The sequence below is a fragment of the Halopseudomonas salegens genome (assembly GCF_900105655.1).
Taxonomy (GTDB): domain Bacteria; phylum Pseudomonadota; class Gammaproteobacteria; order Pseudomonadales; family Pseudomonadaceae; genus Halopseudomonas; species Halopseudomonas salegens.
On record NZ_LT629787.1, the window covers coordinates 1,226,329 to 1,244,964 of the forward strand.

Annotated in this window: 18 protein-coding genes; 14 read left to right on the forward strand and 4 right to left on the reverse strand. The window is 56.6% G+C overall.

Annotated elements, in window-relative coordinates; translation table 11 throughout:
• Nucleotides 1–4: 4 nt before the first annotated feature.
• Nucleotides 5–613 (reverse strand): transcriptional repressor LexA, encoded by a 609-nt coding sequence (lexA, locus tag BLU07_RS05455; protein WP_092384924.1) that lies wholly within the window; start codon nt 611–613, stop codon nt 5–7.
• A gap of 243 nt (nt 614–856) precedes the next feature.
• On the opposite strand from lexA, the gene BLU07_RS05460 reads away from it, so the two are divergent.
• From BLU07_RS05460 to BLU07_RS05480, 5 genes are all read left to right on the forward strand, one after another.
• Nucleotides 857–1,540: a TetR/AcrR family transcriptional regulator gene (locus tag BLU07_RS05460; RefSeq protein WP_092384926.1), complete on the forward strand. Its 684-nt coding sequence runs from the start codon at nt 857–859 to the stop codon at nt 1,538–1,540.
• A gap of 88 nt (nt 1,541–1,628) precedes the next feature.
• A complete protein-coding gene (locus BLU07_RS05465; RefSeq protein WP_092384928.1) occupies nt 1,629–2,132 on the forward strand; it encodes a L,D-transpeptidase in 504 nt (167 codons plus the stop codon).
• 29 nt (nt 2,133–2,161) lie between these two features.
• The gene (gene nagZ, locus BLU07_RS05470; RefSeq protein WP_092389602.1) at nt 2,162–3,151 is read left to right on the forward strand and encodes a beta-N-acetylhexosaminidase; all 990 of its coding nucleotides are present in this window, start codon (nt 2,162–2,164) and stop codon (nt 3,149–3,151) included.
• A 7-nt stretch (nt 3,152–3,158) separates the two neighbouring features.
• Nucleotides 3,159–4,301 carry a mechanosensitive ion channel family protein gene (locus BLU07_RS05475; RefSeq protein ID WP_092384930.1) on the forward strand — a complete coding sequence of 381 codons (1,143 nt, stop codon included), beginning with the start codon at nt 3,159–3,161 and terminating at the stop codon, nt 4,299–4,301.
• A complete protein-coding gene (locus BLU07_RS05480; RefSeq protein ID WP_092384932.1) occupies nt 4,298–5,035 on the forward strand; it encodes an S-methyl-5'-thioinosine phosphorylase in 738 nt (245 codons plus the stop codon). The genes BLU07_RS05475 and BLU07_RS05480 overlap by 4 nt, the downstream gene beginning before the upstream one ends.
• Here the strand turns inward: BLU07_RS05480 and BLU07_RS05485 are convergent.
• Nucleotides 5,022–5,570 carry a CsiV family protein gene (locus BLU07_RS05485; protein ID WP_092384934.1) on the reverse strand — a complete coding sequence of 183 codons (549 nt, stop codon included), beginning with the start codon at nt 5,568–5,570 and terminating at the stop codon, nt 5,022–5,024. The two genes, BLU07_RS05480 and BLU07_RS05485, sit on opposite strands and share 14 nt — an antisense overlap.
• Complete coding sequence (gene mfd / locus BLU07_RS05490) at nt 5,570–9,046, reverse strand: transcription-repair coupling factor (RefSeq protein ID WP_092384936.1); 3,477 nt, start codon at nt 9,044–9,046, stop codon at nt 5,570–5,572. The genes BLU07_RS05485 and mfd overlap by 1 nt, the downstream gene beginning before the upstream one ends.
• A gap of 155 nt (nt 9,047–9,201) precedes the next feature.
• On the opposite strand from mfd, the gene BLU07_RS05495 reads away from it, so the two are divergent.
• On the forward strand, nt 9,202–10,641 hold the full coding sequence (locus BLU07_RS05495; protein WP_231701698.1) for a glyceraldehyde-3-phosphate dehydrogenase: 1,440 nt from the start codon (nt 9,202–9,204) through the stop codon (nt 10,639–10,641).
• 64 nt (nt 10,642–10,705) lie between these two features.
• Here the strand turns inward: BLU07_RS05495 and BLU07_RS05500 are convergent, their stop codons facing one another.
• Nucleotides 10,706–11,251: a chalcone isomerase family protein gene (locus BLU07_RS05500; protein ID WP_092384940.1), complete on the reverse strand. Its 546-nt coding sequence runs from the start codon at nt 11,249–11,251 to the stop codon at nt 10,706–10,708.
• Nucleotides 11,252–11,536: 285 nt separating this feature from the next.
• On the opposite strand from BLU07_RS05500, the gene BLU07_RS05505 reads away from it, so the two are divergent.
• The 8 genes from BLU07_RS05505 to nqrM are packed head-to-tail and all read left to right on the forward strand — an operon-like array spanning nt 11,537 to nt 18,626.
• A complete protein-coding gene (locus BLU07_RS05505) occupies nt 11,537–12,874 on the forward strand; it encodes a Na(+)-translocating NADH-quinone reductase subunit A (RefSeq protein WP_092384942.1) in 1,338 nt (445 codons plus the stop codon).
• A gap of 3 nt (nt 12,875–12,877) precedes the next feature.
• Nucleotides 12,878–14,092: an NADH:ubiquinone reductase (Na(+)-transporting) subunit B gene (locus BLU07_RS05510; RefSeq protein ID WP_092384944.1), complete on the forward strand. Its 1,215-nt coding sequence runs from the start codon at nt 12,878–12,880 to the stop codon at nt 14,090–14,092.
• Nucleotides 14,082–14,861, forward strand: a complete 780-nt coding sequence (locus BLU07_RS05515) for a Na(+)-translocating NADH-quinone reductase subunit C (RefSeq protein ID WP_092384946.1) — start codon at nt 14,082–14,084, stop codon at nt 14,859–14,861. Before BLU07_RS05510 ends, BLU07_RS05515 begins: the two co-directional genes overlap by 11 nt.
• A 2-nt stretch (nt 14,862–14,863) precedes the next feature.
• Nucleotides 14,864–15,535, forward strand: coding sequence for an NADH:ubiquinone reductase (Na(+)-transporting) subunit D (locus tag BLU07_RS05520; protein WP_092384948.1), 672 nt, complete (start codon nt 14,864–14,866; stop codon nt 15,533–15,535).
• Between the two features lie 5 nt (nt 15,536–15,540).
• On the forward strand, nt 15,541–16,149 hold the full coding sequence (gene nqrE / locus BLU07_RS05525) for an NADH:ubiquinone reductase (Na(+)-transporting) subunit E (protein WP_092389604.1): 609 nt from the start codon (nt 15,541–15,543) through the stop codon (nt 16,147–16,149).
• A gap of 18 nt (nt 16,150–16,167) precedes the next feature.
• A complete protein-coding gene (gene nqrF, locus BLU07_RS05530) occupies nt 16,168–17,391 on the forward strand; it encodes an NADH:ubiquinone reductase (Na(+)-transporting) subunit F (RefSeq protein ID WP_092384950.1) in 1,224 nt (407 codons plus the stop codon).
• Nucleotides 17,392–17,419: 28 nt separating this feature from the next.
• Nucleotides 17,420–18,379 carry an FAD:protein FMN transferase gene (locus BLU07_RS05535; RefSeq protein ID WP_157719092.1) on the forward strand — a complete coding sequence of 320 codons (960 nt, stop codon included), beginning with the start codon at nt 17,420–17,422 and terminating at the stop codon, nt 18,377–18,379.
• 4 nt (nt 18,380–18,383) lie between these two features.
• On the forward strand, nt 18,384–18,626 hold the full coding sequence (gene nqrM / locus BLU07_RS05540) for a (Na+)-NQR maturation NqrM (protein WP_092384954.1): 243 nt from the start codon (nt 18,384–18,386) through the stop codon (nt 18,624–18,626).
• Nucleotides 18,627–18,636 lie beyond the last annotated feature (10 nt).

The following is an 18,636-nucleotide window of genomic DNA, read 5'->3' on the forward strand; positions in this document are numbered from 1 at the left end:
CTCCTCAGCGGCGAATTACACCAACACTCAATCCTTCGATGGCTAATTCTTCTTCGCCCAGATCGACTTCGATCGGGCTGAATTCAGGGTTTTCAGCAATCAGGGATACTTTGCGGCCTTTTTTCTGAAAGCGCTTGACGGTGACTTCATCACCGATACGGGCGACCACGATCTGGCCATTGCGTGCTTCGGTCGTGCGATGAACGGCCAGCAGGTCGCCGTCCAGAATGCCCACGTCTTTCATGCTCATGCCTTTGACGCGCAGTAGATAATCAGCGCGCGGCGAGAAGAAGGCGGGATCAATCCGGCAATGATCTTCAATGTTTTCCATCGCCAGAATCGGTGCACCGGCGGCAACCTGGCCAACCACGGGAAGCTGATTCTCGTCACTCACTTCGCCGTTATCAGGCAGGCGGATGCCGCGAGAGGCGCCAGGAATCATTTCAATGGCACCTTTACGTGCCAGGGCACGCAAGTGGTCTTCTGCAGCGTTGGGCGAGCGGAAGCCGAGCTCGCGGGCAATATCGACGCGGGTAGGTGGATAGCCATTGGTTTCCATGTATTCGCGGATAAAGGCGAGTATCTGCTGTTGCCGTGCCGTCAGTTTTTGCATTGCTGTGCTTCCCTGTTTTTATATACAGTAGCTGTGATTATATACAGTTGTTGTGTGGGCGCAAGTAGCTGTGTTGACTTTGTTCCATACAAGGCATGGGTATTCACCCGAGTGATGAACCTGGTCCAGGCGCCTGGGCTGCTTGCTCGCGCGTTCAGGTTTCTATAACGTCAGTCATCAGGCTTGACACTATTGCGTTTGAAACGTATGTTTCAAACATCTGTTTATCCAGTGGAGTCTGGCATGGCCCAGTCGGAAACCGTTGAACGCATCCTTGATGCTGCTGAACAACTCTTTGCTGAAAAAGGCTTTGCAGAAACGTCCTTGCGCCTTATTACCAGCAAGGCCGGGGTTAACCTGGCGGCAGTCAACTACCATTTCGGCTCCAAGAAAGCGCTGATCCAGGCAGTTTTTGTGCGTTTTCTGAATCCTTTTGTCAGCAGCCTTGAGCAAGAGCTCAATCGTCGCGGACAGTCACACGAGGAGGCGCCGGGGCTTGAAGAGCTACTCGACATGCTGGTGCGTCAGGCTCTGCTGGTGAAACCCCGTAGCGGGAATGACCTGTCGACTTTCATGCGTCTGCTCGGATTGGCCTTCAGTCAGAGTCAGGGTCACTTGCGCAAATACCTGGGTGAAGTCTACGGTGGGGTGTTCCAGCGCTACATGGGATTGGTGCATCAGGCGGCGCCCGATTTGCCGGCCCAGGAGTTATTCTGGCGTGTTCACTTCATGCTCGGCAGTGCGGCCTTCACCATGTCCAGCATGAAAGCCTTGCGGGCGATTGCCGAGGCTGAGCTGGGCTCGCATACCGGAATTGATCAGGTATTGCAGATGATGGTGCCTTTTCTGGCTGCAGGTATGCGTGCGGACAGTGCGGCCAAACGTGCCGATGCAGCAGACGCTGTCATGGAGTTGACCGAAGCCTGAAGTGCTTTGCTTCTCGCCAATAACTGTTTCGAGTCTTACCTGAACCTTGCTGATCCGTTATCGTGTGCACTTTCAAACGGAGAGTGCCATGGCCCTGGAACTGATCCATATCTCTTTGTCCGAACAGACCCTGCGTGGTTTTAGTGCTGGCCGGGAATCCTGTCTTTTTCCTGTGTCGACGGCGCTCAATGGTGCCGGGGAAATGGATGGCAGTGGCTGTACACCACGCGGCCAGCACCGCGTTCGTGCCCGTATCGGTGACGGTGAGCCGTTGGGTGCGGTTTTTGTCGGTCGCCGGCCTACCGGTGAAGTCTGGAGTCCCGAGCTGGCTGCATGCCATCCACAGCGTGACTGGATACTGACCCGGATTCTGTGGTTGTGCGGAGAGCAGCCCGGTTTCAACCGGGGTGGCGACTGTGACAGTCAACGCCGTTTCATTTATCTGCATGGTACCCCGGATGATCAGCCCATGGGCGTTGCTCTTTCCCATGGTTGCATTCGGCTGCGCAACACCGACATGCTTGAGCTCTTTGCGCAGACACCGGTCGGTTGTCGGGTGCTGATCAGTGAACAGTCAGGAGACAGCCTTTGAAACCCGATTCCCCGCAGCAAGCAGCCTTGATGATGGATGTCGAGGGGCTCTGGTTGACCCCTGACGACCGCAGTTTGTTGCGTCAGCCTGAAGTGGGCGGTGTGATATTGTTTGCGCGCAATTGCGCGCATCCGTCGCAGGTCCGTGAACTGGTGCGCAGTATCCGCCAGTTGCGTCCGGAGCTTTTACTGGCAATTGACCAGGAAGGCGGCCGGGTCCAGCGCCTGCGTCAGGGCGTCTTGCGCTTGCCGGCCCTGGGGCGTATCGGCGGTTCAGGAGAGCAGGCTGGTATTCTGGCCGAGGCAGCTGCCTGGCTAATGGCAACCGAGATGCTGGCCTGCGGTATCGATATCAGTTTTGCGCCGGTGCTGGATCTGGATCGCGGCCGCAGCCAGGTTATTGGTGATCGCTCTTTGGGGGCGGAGCCGTCTCGGGTCACCAGCCTGGCCAGCGCCTATATCCGTGGCTTGAACGCCGCCGGAATGGCGGCAACCGGCAAACATTTTCCCGGTCATGGTTGGGCAGAAGCTGATTCGCATATCGCGATTCCCGGCGATGAGCGTCCGCTGGAGGTGATCAAAGCCAGCGACATGCAGCCCTTTGCGGCCTTGGCCAGCCAACTGGCCGGCATTATGCCGGCACATGTGATTTATTCAGCGGTGGATTCACAGCCTGCGGGCTTCTCACGCTTCTGGCTGCAACAGGTTCTGCGTGGTGAGCTGGGCTTTGGTGGCGTGATTTTCAGCGATGATCTGAGCATGGCGGGTGCGCACGTTGTGGGCGATATTACTCGGCGCATTGATGCTGCCGCCAGTGCTGGCTGTGACATGCTGCTGGTCTGCAACGAGCGCGCAGCTGCCGAGCAGGCGCTGATCCACATGCAACAGCAAGGTTATGTACCCAGCGTGCGAGCCCAGTCATTATCCAGTCCTGTGGCGCGTGCCGCAGATTGCAATTATCGCTCTCAGCCTCGCTGGCAGGATGCCGTACAATTGTTGAAAACCCATTATTTGCTGTGAGTGCCGCATGGAAGAATTGATTGAACTGTTACCGGTCGACTCGGTGCCTTTTGCTGACAACCTCTGGGTTTACCAGGTTTTCAGCGTTATTTTTATCTCCCTGGTGCTCGCCTATGTAGGCAAGATCGTGCTCGACCGGCTGGAGAAGAAGGCGCACAGCACCAACAATGTCTGGGATGACGCTCTGGTTACCGCTGCGCGCAAGCCTCTATGGGTGCTGATCTGGAGCATGGGGTTGCTGTGGGCGGCGCAGATAACCGCTGTGCAGATGGATGATGGTCTGGCATCGGTACTGGATAAAGGGCAGTCGGTGCTGTTGATCATCCTGTTGGCCTGGTTTCTCCTGCGACTGAGCGGTGAAGTGGAAGTGCGCATTGTCGACCGGCGCTACCGGAAAAAACCGGTGGACCTGACCACAGCCAATGCGATTGGCAAACTGCTGCGGATTTCGGTGATTATCACGGCTGGCCTGGTGGTGCTGCAGAATATGGGTTACAGCGTATCGGGTGTGCTTGCTTTCGGTGGCGTTGGTGGTATCGCCGTCGGCTTCGCTGCGCGGGATTTGCTGGCCAACTTCTTTGGTGGCCTGATGGTATTTCTTGATCGGCCGTTTGCTGTCGGTGACTGGGTGCGCTCACCGGAAAAAGATATTGAAGGAACGGTCGAGCACATCGGCTGGCGACTGACGCGTATTCGTACCTTCGACCAGCGACCGATCTATGTGCCGAACGCGGTATTTGCCAATATCGTTATCCAGAACCCTTCACGCATGCACCATCGGCGTATTTTTGAGCATATCGGTATCCGTTACGACGATATTCAACAAATGGAGCCCATCGTCAAGGCGGTAAGGACGATGATTGATGAGCATGAGGATATCGCCCAGGACCAGACCAAGATGATTTACTTTGACCGCTGTGCGCCATCATCGGTGGATTTTTTCATCTATGCCTTTACCAAGACCAAGGTCTGGTCCGAGTTCCATCGAGTCAAGGAAGATGTGCTGCTCAAGGTATTGAAAATTGTCGATGATCACGATGCGCAGGTCGCCTTCCCGACCTCCACGCTGCATGTGCCGCAAGGTTTGCGTCTGCGCGGCGATGAATCAGGCGGTGAAGAGTCAGACGCTCCCGAAGGTCAGCGCGCATGAGCTGGGGCATTATCGGTGGCACAGGTCTTAATCAGATACCCGGGTTGCAGTTGCTCGCCCGTGAGGTAGTCAGCACGCCCTGGGGAGAGCCATCGGCTCCTTTGGTGCGTGGTTGCCTTGAGGGGCGGGAGGTGGTGTTTCTCGCGCGCCATGGTGAGCCGCATCGGATACCGCCGCACCGGGTGAATTACCGTGCCAACCTGTGGGCCATGCAGTCTGCAGGCGTTACCCGTATTGTCGCGGTCAACGCGGTTGGCGGTATTGATGCGGCTATGCCACCGGGGCATTTCTGCGTACCGGATGACCTGATCGATTACACCTGGGGACGCGACATGACTTACTTCGCGGATGATCTCGAGGCGGTCACCCATATCGACTTTACCCAGCCGTATACGTCCAGTGTGCGTAAAGCGCTGCTGGATGCCCTGCAGGCCGTCAATGTGGCGTACAGTGCGACCGGCGTTTATGCCGCGACTCAAGGGCCCCGGTTGGAAACCGCTGCCGAGGTGCGCCGCTTGCGCAAGGACGGATGTCACATTGTCGGCATGACCGGTATGCCGGAAGCGGCACTGGCGCGTGAGCTGAATCTGCAATATGCCTGTCTGGCGCTGGTGGTCAATGCCGCTGCGGGTATGGATGAAGCGCCGATCAGCATGGCCGCCATCGAGACGGTGATGGCGGCGGGCATGGATCAGGTGCGCGAGATTCTCGGTTGGGTGGTCAGCGCCGACTGACGCGCACCAGGGCGCCAATGCTCTGGTGGTCCAGGTAATGTACCTCATCCAGCCGCAGGCGGCGCTGCTCGCTCAGGCGCTCACTGGCGGCAAGATTGCGGCTTTCGCGGTCAATATGGTTGCGCCAGAAGGTGGCATCCAGCTCGACAAAACGATCGCGTTGCAAGCTGATCAGTGCCTGAACCGGGAATACTTCATCCAGAGGTTCGCCCTTGGCGACTGCAACGGTCAGGTTGCCATCGGCCGGTTGCACCCAGGCCTGATGCAGCAGGATGCTGCTGCCGCCCTGGCGCAGGCGGTCGGCCTGGCCGGTCATGCGCAACAGGGTTTCACTGACCGGACGCACATCGGCATTATTGTCGCGCTCAGCCCAGACTGCTTCATCAGCCCACTGATATTGCGGCATGGGGGCTGAATACAATGGGCTGCCGCTTTGGCTGAACAGGAGTACTTCTACCTGATACAGGGTTTGTCCCAGCGCCGGCAAGGCACTCAGGCTGAGCAGCAAAAACAGGCTGCGGGTTAGGGCTTTCATCAAGAGGTTTCCTTTGCCGTGTGCTTTTCGGTTGTCGGTTGCAGGCGTTCCAGCAGTGCCTCAACTGTGTTCAGGCGTAATTCAGGTTTGGCCATGGGGGCGCTGAAGCGGAAAATGCTGGCCCCTTCCAGCCGGTAACGTTGGGGATTGTCCTGAATCAGACGAACCAGGGTCAAGGGATCGACACGGGTTTCGCTGGCAAACTCCACGCGACCGTGTTCGGCCCCGACATCCAGCTTGCTGATGCCAAGCGGTTCGCAACGCAGTTTCAGCGCGGTAATGCGGAACAGGTTTTTTACCGGTTCCGGCAGCAGGCCGAAGCGATCAATCATCTCTACCTGAAGGTCTTTCAGTGCTTCATCGTCAATGGCGTTGGCAATGCGCTTGTACAGGATCAGTCGGGCGTGGACGTCAGGTAGATAGTCTTCGGGGATCAGCGCGGGCAGGCGCAGGTTGATATCCGGGCCACCACCCAATGGTTGCTGCAACTCGGGTTGCTTGCCCTGTTTGATGGCTTTGATGGCGCGTTCCAGCATATCCATATACAAGGTAAAACCGACGGCCTGAATCTGGCCGCTCTGGCCATCACCGAGCAGTTCACCGGCACCGCGAATTTCCAGGTCATGGGTCGCCAGGGTAAAACCGGCGCCCAGGTCCTGTGCGGCGGCGATGGCTTCCAGGCGTTTCTCGGCATCACCGGTCAGCTTGCGTCCCGGTGGCGTCAACAGATAGGCGTAAGCCTGGTGGTGGCTGCGGCCCACCCGGCCCCGCAACTGATGCAATTGGGCCAGGCCGAACTTGTCCGCCCGTTCAATGATAATGGTGTTGGCGCTGGGCACATCAATCCCGGTTTCAATAATGGTGGTGGTCACCAGAATGTTGAAGCGGCGATGATAAAAATCGCGCATCACCTGCTCCAGAGCCCGTTCAGGCATCTGCCCGTGGCTGACGCCAATGCGTGCTTCGGGCACCAGCTCGGCAAGATCGGCGGCGCATTTGTCGATGGTCTGAACTTCGTTGTGCAGGTAATAGATCTGCCCGCCGCGCAACAATTCGCGCAGTATGGCTTCTTTGACTACCGGGCCTTGTTGGGGCATGACAAAGGTCTTGACCGACAGGCGTCGCGCCGGCGGTGTGGCGATAATCGACAGCTCGCGCATGCCGGACATGGCCATATTGAGCGTGCGGGGAATCGGTGTGGCGGTCAGGGTGAGCACGTCCACTTCGCTGCGCAGCGCCTTCAGGCGCTCCTTCTGACGGACACCGAAACGGTGCTCCTCGTCAATAATCACCAGCCCCAGATCCTTGAACTGGATGTCGCCCTGCAGCAGCTTGTGCGTGCCGATCATGATGTCGACTTTGCCTTCGGCCAGTTCGGCGGCGGCGGCTTTGACTTCCTTGGCTGATTTGAAGCGGGACATCACCTCGACCTTGACCGGCCAGTCAGCAAACCGATCCTTGAAGCTGTTGTAATGCTGTTGGGCGAGCAGGGTAGTGGGTACCAGCACGGCTACCTGTCGGCCGCCATGCACGGCAAGGAAAGCGGCGCGCATGGCGACTTCGGTCTTGCCGAAACCGACATCGCCACAGACCAGGCGATCCATTGGCTGGCTGCCGACCATATCCTTGATGACGGCATTGATTGCGGCTTCCTGATCAGCTGTTTCCTCGAACGGAAAAGCCTCGGCAAAGGCCTGGTAATCACGCTCCGGATGACTGAAAGCATGTCCTTCACGCGCGGCGCGGCGGGCATAGACATCCAGCAATTCGGCCGCTACATCACACACCTGCTCGGCAGCCTTGCGCTTGGCCTTTTGCCATTGTTCTGAGCCCATGCGGTGCAGCGGTGCGTTGTCATCATCCGCTCCGGTATAACGGGCTATCAGGTGCAGGTTGGCCACCGGCACATAGAGCTTGGCTTCGTCGGCATATTCGAGGCTGAGAAATTCTGCCTGCTGGTCTTCGATGGTCAGATTGACCAGGCCGCGATAACGACCCACACCATGGTCGATATGCACGACCGGTGCACCTTCGCGAAGCTCGGTCAGGTTGCGCACCACCGCGTCACCAAGGTCGGTCGCCTTGCCGCGGCGGCGACGCTGCATCACGCGCTGGCCAAACAGCTGGCTTTCAGCAATCAACGCCAGCGCAGGTTGTTGGCACAGCAAGCCGCGATCCAGCGGGGCAAGCAGCAGGCTTACCCTGGCATCACCCGACGCAAATGCGGACCAGTCTGCATAACTCTGCGGCACAATGCCGGCTGGCTTGAGCATGTCCAGCAGGGCTTCGCGGCGACCAGCGGTTTCTGCCAGAAAGGCAACCCGGCCGGGAAACTCGTCAAGAAAGCGCAACAGGCTGGCCAGCGGCTCGGGGCTTTTATGATCAACCGCCAGTTCCGGGGCTGCCTGGCATGCCAGCTGGCGCTGCGCGCCTGGCTGCGGCCGGTCGTCACAGACAATGCGCGGGTACTTCTTCAGCGCGGCAAAGGCGCTTTCCACCGGTAAAAACAAATCCACTGGCGGCAACAGCGGTCGGGTCGGGTCAATGCCGTGTTCTTCGAAACGGTTGCGTACGTCCTGCCAGAAGTGTTCGGCACTGGCTTCGATGTCCGGCAGGCTGAAGGTCAGGGTGTTGTTCGGTAAATAGTCAAACAGACTGCCCAGTTCATCGAAGAACAGTGGCAAATAATATTCCACGCCAGGTGGTACCAGTCCCTCAGACAGGTCCTGATAAAGCGGGCAGCGGCGGTGGTCGACTTCGAAACGTTCGCGAAAACGCGCGCGAAATTGCGTCAATGCCGACTTGTTCAGGGGGAATTCCTTGGCCGGCAGCAAATGGATGCGCTCGACCTTGTCGACGGAGCGCTGGCTTTCCGGATCAAAGGTACGCAGGGTTTCGATTTCATCGTCAAACAGATCAATACGATAAGGTTGACGGCTACCCATGGGGAACAGGTCGAGCAGTGCGCCGCGCACGGCATAATCGCCATGCTCATAGACAGTGTCCACGCAACGATAGCCGCTGGCATCCAGGTCCCGACGCATCTGCTCGATATCCAGTCGCTGACCAACTTCCAGCAACAAAACCGAGCCACCGAGAAAGCTGCGGGGAGGGGTACGCTGCAGCAGGGTCGTCATGGGTACGACGAGAATGCCCTGGTTTACTCCGGGTAGCTGGTGCAAGGTGCGCAGGCGTTGCGAAATAATATCCTGATGCGGTGAAAAGCGGTCGTAGGGCAGGGTTTCCCAGTCGGGAAAGCTGAGCACGGGGAGTTGCGGAGAAAAAAAGCGCAGCTCTCGCTCCAACTGGTCCGCTTCGGCGCTGTCACGGCTGATGACCAGGCTCAGGCCCTGATGCTGGGCGGCAGCTTCGGCGATACTCAGGGCGCGGGCAGCATCGGTCAGGCCGGACCAGGTCTGCTTGCCTGAAGTCGGCAGCGGGCTATCGACGGGGAGAAGGCTGGTAGGGCCAGACATGCGGCAGTGTTCCTTGCTGAAAAGCCGTCAGTTTACCTGTTTGCAGGCTTTAAGGGGAAAGCCCGGGCGCTTTTGATGGTCTCAATTATTGCCTAATTTCACGCTAAAACGCATAATACTGCCCCCTTGCTACCCCTGACCTGGAAGGATGCGACGTGACTGATTCTCAATTCGAGCAATGTCTGGAAAACTGGGCTGACCGTGAAGCAACTGCGGAGGCAATGATTCCGCTGATTGGCAAGTTGTATCGTGAGCATAACGTGGTGACCTCCATTTATGGTCGCGGCCTGGTCAATCGCTCGGTGATCAGTATTCTCAAGTCGCATCGTTTTGCGCGTCAGATCGATGATACCGAGCTGTCAGTGCATGACACCTATCCGGTTATTCAGGCGCTGCTGGCGTTGAATCTGGGGTCGGCCTCGATTGATATTGCCCGTCTGGTCGACAAGTACCGCAAGTCCGGCAGCAGTGATCTGGATGGATTCCTGCGCCTGGAATTGGCCGATGCCATCGGCAAAAAAGCGGATCGTGGGCAGGGCCGTGATGTGGTGCTTTATGGTTTTGGGCGCATTGGGCGCTTGCTGGCACGCATTCTGGTCGAAAAAACCGGTGGTGGCGACGGTTTGCGCCTGCGCGCCATTGTCGTGCGCAAGGGCGCCGACAATGATCTGGCCAAGCGTGCCAGCCTGTTGCGACGTGATTCGGTGCATGGCTCCTTTCAGGGCACCATTACTATCGATGAAGAAGCCAGCACAATTACTGCCAATGGCGTGCAGATTCAGGTGATCTACGCCAAAGATCCCTCGGCAGTGGATTACACGCAATATGGTATCGAGAATGCCATTGTGGTCGATAATACGGGCGTCTGGCGCGACGAAGCCGGTCTGTCGCAGCATTTGCAGTGCCAGGGCGCCAGCCAGGTCGTGCTGACTGCTCCGGGTAAGGGCGATATCAAGAACATCGTGCACGGTATCAATCATGCCGCCATTACGCCTGATGACAAGATCGTCTCGGCGGCGTCCTGTACTACCAACGCCATCGTGCCTGTGCTCAAGGCAATCAATGACAAGTACGGCATCGTCAATGGTCACGTGGAAACCGTGCATTCCTATACCAATGACCAGAATCTGATCGACAACTTCCACAAGGGCAATCGCCGTGGCCGCAGTGCTGCATTGAATATGGTGATCACCGAGACCGGTGCAGCCAAGGCCGTGGCCAAGGCGTTGCCGGAGTTGTCCGGCAAGTTGTCCGGCAATGCTATCCGGGTGCCGACGCCGAACGTGTCCATGGCGATTCTCAATCTGAATCTGGACAAGTCGACCGATCGTGACGAGGTCAATGATTACCTGCGTTACATGGCATTGCATTCCGACCTGCACAAGCAGATCGACTTCACCAACTCGCAGGAAGTGGTGTCAACCGACTTCGTTGGCTCGCGTCATGCCGGTGTGGTGGATGCTGAAGCGACTATCTGCAATGACAATCGGGTCATTCTGTATGTCTGGTATGACAACGAATTTGGTTACAGCTGTCAGGTTGTCCGGATTCTGGAAGATATGGCCGGGGTCAATCCGCCGTCTTTTCCCAAATAGGTTTTGAATTGACCGAAAAAGGCGCCCAGCAATGCGGCGCCTTTTTTTATTGTCGGGATTACCCTCAGCGCTCTGCCAGCAGGCGTTGTCGCAGGCTGTCGGACAGTCCGTTTTCTTCCAGCCAGATACCGACATAGGTGCGTGCCAGCTCTTCGTTATCGCTGGTGAATATCACCTCGTCGTTATAGCTCAGCCGCAATGCCTGGCTATCGCTCAGGGTCAGGCTGTAGCGATCGCCCGACTGTATATCGCTGAAGGTGGCATGCAGTTCATCAATGGCCGGCCGCAAGCGTTCCAGTGTTGCATCGTCATGCTGGCGCTCGAGTGCCACCCAGGCTGCTTTGACAACATCCTCCCGGTCAATGTTGCGGTAATAATACAGCTCCAGATGCAGCGGACTTCGCTGGTCTACGGCGTTGGCCGGGCTGATGTCGGCGGGGGTCAGCAGGGCAGCGCTGTATACGTCGACAAACAGGTAGCGCAACAGGGATTCATTGCGCAGTACCAGGGTCTGCTCATCAACCTCCAGGCGCTCGGGGAAGTCGGGCTCATTGGCGAGAAGAAACGGGCTGAAAAGCATCATGGCGAGGCAGGTCAGGGTGCGGCGCATCAGAATTCACTCCGGTTTGCATTTGCAATCAATTTACAGTCGCACCGGGTGTCAGCGTCAAGCATGACATTAAAGCAATGTGTAACAGAAAAAGCCTGAAAAAACCAAGAGCTTGAGTAGCCATCGGGGGCCATGAACTTTATACTTAGCAGGATTTTTCGTGGGGGTTTGTGGTCACCTCATCCTGATTCCGTATTCGCCCAGCGCTGCGACATCGGGTTCCTGCTTTTATTCTGCATTGGCCACCAGCCGCCGAAGATTTTAACCAGTGATTAGGCTATTCGTATGATAAAAATCAAACGGGGCTTGGATCTGCCAATCACCGGCTCACCCGAGCAGCGTATCGAGGACGCCCGTTCCGTACGCAGCGTTGCCGTGATCGGCTTCGACTACCATGGCATGAAACCAACCATGGAAGTGCAAGAGGGTGACCGGGTCAAGTTGGGCCAGATCCTGTTCAGTGACAAGAAAACTGACGGTGTTGTCTACACGGCGCCGGCCAGTGGCGTGATCAGCGCAATCAATCGCGGTGAGAAGCGTGTTCTACAGTCGGTTGTCATTGATGTTGAAGGCGACGATGCCGTCACCTTCGATGCCCATGATGCCGGGCAGTTGGGTTCGCTTGATCCGCAAGCAATTCGTGATCAACTGGTACAGTCCGGTGTATGGACCGCGCTGCGCACGCGTCCCTACAGCAAGGTGCCCGCGCTGGACAGCAAGCCCAGCTCGATTTTTGTCACCGCGATCGATACCCATCCGCTGGCGGCTGATCCAGCCGTGATCATTCAGGAATATGCCACTGACTTTGAGAATGGCCTCAAGGTATTGGCGCGACTGGCCCCGATCTGGTTGTGCAAGGCTGATGGCGTCCAGTTGCCCGGCGAAAGCCTCGAGGGCGTGCGCTGCGAAAGCTTTGCCGGTCCGCATCCGGCAGGTTTGCCGGGTACGCATATTCACTCCCTGGATCCGGTCGGCGTCAGCAAGGAAGTGTGGCAGATCTATCCGCAGGACGTGATTGCCATTGGCAAGCTGTTTACCGAAGGGAAGATCTGGACTGAACGGGTTGTCGCACTGGCAGGGCCTCAGGTTGACAAGCCACGCCTGTTGCGGACCCGTCTGGGTGCAAGCCTGGAAGAGCTGACAGCCGGTGAGCTGAAGCCGGGTAATAACCGCCTGATCTCCGGTTCCGTGTTTGGTGGCCGTCACGCCCGCGGCGCGGTTGCCTATCTCGGTCGTTTCCACCAGCAGGTGTCGGTTCTGGCTGAAGGTGATGAGCGTGAAATGGTGCACTATCTGCGTGCCGGGGTGAACAAGCACTCGATGCTGAATATTTTCATCTCCAAGCTGACCTCGGGCAAGTTATTCGACTTTACCACCACGACCAATGGCAGCCCGCGAGCCATGGTGCCCCTGGGTAACTACGAAATGGTCATGCCGCTGGATATTTTGCCGACTCAGCTGCTGCGTTCCCTGATTGTTGGTGATACCGATACGGCGCAGAAACTTGGCTGTCTGGAGCTGGATGAAGAAGATCTGGCCCTGTGCTCCTACGTATGCGCTGGCAAGTACGAATATGGCCCGATTCTGCGGGACAACCTTACCCTTATCGAAAAGGAGGGTTAAGTCATGGGTTTGCGTAGCTACCTCGACAAAATCGAACACAACTTCGAAAAGGGCGGAAAACACGAAAAGTGGTATGCCCTGTACGAAGCGGTGGATACTTTTTTCTATCGTCCCGGCAGTGTCACCAAGACCACCGCTCACGTGCGTGATGGCCTTGATCTGAAACGGATGATGATTACGGTCTGGTTGTGCACCTTCCCGGTGATGTTCTACGGGATGTACAACATTGGTTTCCAGGCCAACAATATTTACGCTGCCAACCCGGAGTTGCTCACCGCTCAGGATAACTGGCGTCTGGCTTTGATCGCTATGTTCGCCGGCTTTGATCCGGGCAGTGTGTGGGATAACTTTATTCATGGGGCCGCATACTTCCTGCCGATCTACGCGGTGACCTTCCTCGTGGGTGGTTTCTGGGAAGTGCTGTTTGCCTCGATCCGCAAGCATGAAGTCAACGAAGGCTTCTTTGTTTCCTCGGTGCTGTTTGCGCTGATTCTGCCGGCCAGTATTCCCCTCTGGCAGGTGGCACTAGGCATTACCTTCGGTATCGTGGTGGGCAAGGAAGTCTTTGGTGGTACCGGCAAGAACTTCCTCAACCCGGCGCTGACCGGCCGGGCTTTCCTGTTCTTTGCCTACCCGGCACAGATTTCGGGTGATGCCGTGTGGACAGCGGTTGATGGCTACTCCGGAGCGACGGCACTGAGCATGGCAGCGGAAGGCGGTGTGCAGGCAATTGTCGACGGCGGCATTACCTGGTGGAACGCCTTCTCCGGCAGTATTCAGGGCTCGATGGGTGAGGTGTCCACGCTGGCCATCTTTATTGGTGGCGCAGTGCTGTTGATTACCAAGATTGCCAACTGGCGCATTGTTGCCGGTGTCATGCTCGGCATGATCGGCATGAGCCTGTTGTTCAACATGATTGGTTCTGATACCAATCCGATGTTCTCCATGCCCTGGTACTGGCATATGGTAGTGGGCGGTTTTGCCTTCGGCATGATCTTTATGGCAACTGACCCGGTGTCTGCGTCCATGACCAACCAGGGTAAATGGTTCTTTGGTGCACTGATTGGCGTTATGGTGATGCTGATTCGGGTAATCAACCCGGCGTTCCCGGAAGGCATGATGCTGGCAATTCTGTTTGCCAACTTGTTTGCTCCGCTGATTGACCACTTTGTCGTTCAGGCCAATATCAAACGGAGGGTTGCACGCCATGTCAGCTAAGAAAGAAACCATCGGGCGCACGATCACCGTCGCCTTTCTGGTCTGTCTGGTTTGTTCAGTAGTCGTGTCTACTGCAGCAGTCTCCTTGCGACCGACACAGATCCAGAACCAGTTGCTGGACAAGCAGCGCAATATTCTGTCGATTGCCGGCTTGTTGGAGCCCGGCACCAGTGTCGAAGAACAGTTCAGCAAGATCACTCCACGGCTGGTTGATTTGCGTACGGGTGAGTTCACCGATGCAGAAGACCCGTTGACCTATGACGCGCAAGTTGCCTCTGGTGACCCGGCGCGCTCAATGAGTCTGGATGCCGGCGAGGATACGGCCAGCATCCGTCGTCGAAGTCATTACGCGACTGTCTATATGGTCGAAGGCGAGGATGGCCAGGTTGATACCTTGATCCTGCCGATCTACGGCGCAGGCCTGTGGTCAACGCTGTATGGCTTTGTGGCTCTGGAGGGCGACCTGAATACAGTGGTCGGGTTGGGTTTCTATCAGCATGCAGAAACACCGGGCCTGGGCGGTGAAGTAGACAATCCGAACTGGAAGCAGCAATGGGAAGGCAAAAAAATCTACAATCCCGAAGATGACGTTGCGACTCGCGTCGTGAAAGGCGGTGTCGACAGCGGGAGCCCCAGAGCAGAGTATTCGGTGGATGCGCTTGCCGGTGCCACGCTGACTTCGCGCGGGGTAGAAAACCTGGTGCGTTTCTGGATGGGTGAAAACGGCTTCCGTCCGTTCCTGAACAACCTCAGTGCAGGGGAGGCATAATCATGGCTAAAGCAAGTGCCAAGCAGGTGCTCTTCGAGCCCATTTTCAGTAACAACCCGATCGCGCTACAAGTGTTGGGTATTTGTTCGGCTCTGGCCGTAACCACCAGTCTGAGCGTGACCCTGGTCATGTGTGTTGCTCTGACGATGGTGACTGCGTTTTCCAACCTGTTCATTTCGGTGATTCGTAACCAGATCCCCAGTGCGATCCGCATGATCGTACAAATGGTGATCATTGCTTCTCTGGTCATTCTGGTGGATCAGGTGCTCAAGGCCTATGCCTATGAAACCAGTCGGCAATTGTCGGTATTCGTTGGTCTGATTATCACCAACTGTATCGTCATGGGGCGCGCAGAAGCCTTTGCCATGCAGAATCCTCCGCATATGAGCTTTCTGGATGGTGTAGGTAATGGCCTGGGTTACAGTTTCATCCTGATTGTCGTTGCGGTCATTCGTGAGCTGTTCGGCGCTGGTTCGCTGTTCGGTATCGAGATTCTGCAATCGGTGAACAATGGTGGCTGGTATCAGCCCAATGGCCTGTTGTTGTTGCCGCCTTCAGCATTTTTCATCATTGGCTTCACCATCTGGATTTTGCGCACCTGGGACAAAGGCCAGGTTGAGGAAGAAGAATTCAGGATGAAGCCGCAGACCCGGTCCCTCAAGGAGGCCATGTAATCATGATTGAACATTACATCAGCCTGCTGGTCAGGGCGATTTTTGTCGAGAATATGGCTCTGGCCTTCTTCCTTGGCATGTGTACCTTCCTGGCCATCTCGAAAAAAGTGCAGACCGCGTTGGGTCTGGGTATTGCTGTAACCGTGGTACTGACTATCACGGTGCCGGCCAACAACCTGATCTTCAACTACCTTCTGCGCGACGGTGCGCTGGCCTGGGCCGGTATGCCGAACGTCGATCTCAGCTTCCTTGGCTTGCTCAGTTACATCGGTGTCATTGCAGCCATCGTGCAGATACTCGAGATGTTGCTGGATAAATATGTCCCCGTGCTTTACAACGCGTTGGGTGTTTTCTTGCCATTGATTACCGTGAACTGCGCCATTCTTGGTGCTTCCCTGTTCATGGTTGAGCGTGATTACGCTCTGGGCGAAAGCGTGGTGTATGGCTTTGGTGCTGGTGCCGGTTGGGCTCTGGCTATTGTTGCCCTGGCCGGGATCCGGGAAAAACTCAAATACAGTGACGTACCTGCGGGTCTGCGTGGCCTTGGCATCACCTTCATTATTGTTGGCTTGATGTCGCTTGGCTTTATGTCTTTCTCCGGCGTCCAACTGTAAAGAGGAGCTGTACCCGAGATGAATACTGAAATTATCCTTGGCGTCGGGATGTTCACTGCGGTCGTTCTGACCCTGGTGGGTGTTATCCTGGCTGCCCGTTCCAAGCTGGTTGCCAGTGGCGATATCAGCATTGAAATCAACGGCGAGCGGACCATCACTGTGCCCGCTGGCGGCAAGTTGCTGAATACGCTGTCCGACAATGGTATTTTCCTGTCGTCGGCCTGCGGTGGCGGCGGTACCTGTGCCCAGTGCAAATGCATTGTCGAAGAGGGCGGCGGCTCCATGTTGCCAACTGAAGAGACGCATTTCACCAAGCGTGAGGCCCGCGAAGGCTGGCGTCTGTCCTGTCAGGCTCCGGTCAAGCAGGACATGAAAATTGAAGTGCCGGAAGAGGTCTTCGGCGTCAAGAAATGGGAATGTACTGTTGAGTCCAACCCCAATGTGGCGACTTTTATCAAGGAATTGACCCTGAAGCTGCCCGGCGACGAAAACGTCGAGTTCCGTGCTGGTGGCTATGTGCAGCTGGAATGTCCGCCGCACACCGTTCACTACAAGGATTTCGATATCCAGAAAGAATTCCATGGTGACTGGGACAAGTTTGATGTCTGGCGTTATGTATCCAAGGTTGACGAAACCGTTATCCGCGCCTATTCGATGGCCAACTATCCCGAAGAGCGTGGTGTGGTCAAATTCAACATTCGGGTAGCTACGCCGCCGCCTGGTCGTGATGACTTGCCACCGGGCAAGATGTCGTCCTGGGTTTTCGCCCTCAAGCCGGGTGACAAGGTCGTGGTTTATGGTCCTTTCGGGGAGTTCTTCGCCAAGGAAACCGATGCCGAGATGGTCTTTGTTGGTGGTGGTGCCGGTATGGCCCCCATGCGTTCACACATCTTTGACCAGCTCAAGCGCCTGAATTCCACCCGCAAGATCAGCTTCTGGTACGGTGCTCGTTCGCTGCGCGAAGCCTTCTATGTTGAAGAGTTCGACAAGCTGGCGGAAGAGAATGAGAACTTTAGCTGGCACCTGGCTTTGTCTGAGCCATTGCCGGAAGACAACTGGGAAGGTCCGACCGGTTTCATTCACAATGTGCTGTATGACAATTACCTGAAGGATCATCCGGCACCGGAAGACTGCGAATTCTATATGTGCGGTCCGCCGATGATGAATGCCTCGGTCATCAAGCTGCTTGAAGACCTGGGGGTTGAGCCGGAAAACGTCATGCTCGACGACTTCGGCGGCTAGCATGCCCCTCAGGTGGTCCCGGCCCGTCATGGCCGCTGTTCTGGCAGCGCTCCTGGCGGGCTGTTTCATTTCTGGCAACTCTGTCAGGGAAGTCGAGGGCGATTCCCGCTTTGGTAGCTACAGCCTGAAGTGGCTGGACAGGCCCGGAACCCCGGCAGCAGATGATCTGCGACCACGCTTGCACGCCCGTATTGAGCAGTTGGCCACCGAGTTGCTGGCGCAGGCGGATAGTCCACTGGCGCAATTCAATCGTTTGCCGCTCGGTGAGTGCCTGGCAGTACCTGATTCTGTACGGCAACTGGTGCAACATCTGCAGGCCCTGCATGCGTTCAGTCTGGAGCAGGTTGAAACTGGTCATGCACCGATGGTGCGCTGGTGGTTGTTGACTGAGGACGGCACGCCCTTGTCGAGCACTCAACAGCAGGCAGCAGTCACCCTGGAAGGCGATCAGCTATGCCGGGAAATGGCGTTGCAGCTGGATCTGTCGAGTCTGGCCAACAGCTACGCTGTGGATGTACTGGATGATTGGTTGTTGCAGAATGGTATTGAGAATTACATGCTCGATATGGCCGGGGATGTTAGGGTAAAGGGGTATCAGGCAGATGGACGTCCCTGGCGGATCGCGGTAGAAGCGCCGCATGATCATGCGAGGCTGGCCTATCAACTGCTCGACCTGGATGGTCATGCGGCAGTTCGTGCCGGTGAGTATCAGGATTATGTGGCTCGCTCACGCAATCAATCGGTATGGCCACAGGCGCTCACTGCTGAGCAGACACACCAGCCTTTGCGGTGTGTCACGGTATTTGCCGAGTCGGCTGTTGAAGCCGATACTCTGGCACATCTTTTGATGTTCATGGGGGCCGAGCAGGGTTGGCGATTTGCCCGTGAACGGGACATTTCGGCTTTTTTTGTTGAACGGTATGCGGAGCAAGGGTTTGTTTCCCGAGGTACTCCGGCCTTCAATGCGCTGAAAAACAGCGAGGAGTAAGCAGATGATTTATGTACTGGCGTTTGTAGTCATGGCCGTCATTGTTATTGGCATGTCGGTGGGTGTCATGGCTGGTCGCAAACCGATTGCAGGCTCATGCGGTGGCATTGGCGCTACCGGGGTGGACAAGTCCTGCGGTATCTGTGGTGGCGACGTGCAAAAATGTGAAGAAGCCAATCCGACCGACGACACGGGCAATCTGCGCAGCGAGCTGGCACGCGATGCGACCAAGACCAAGGTCGACTAGTCAGCCGTGA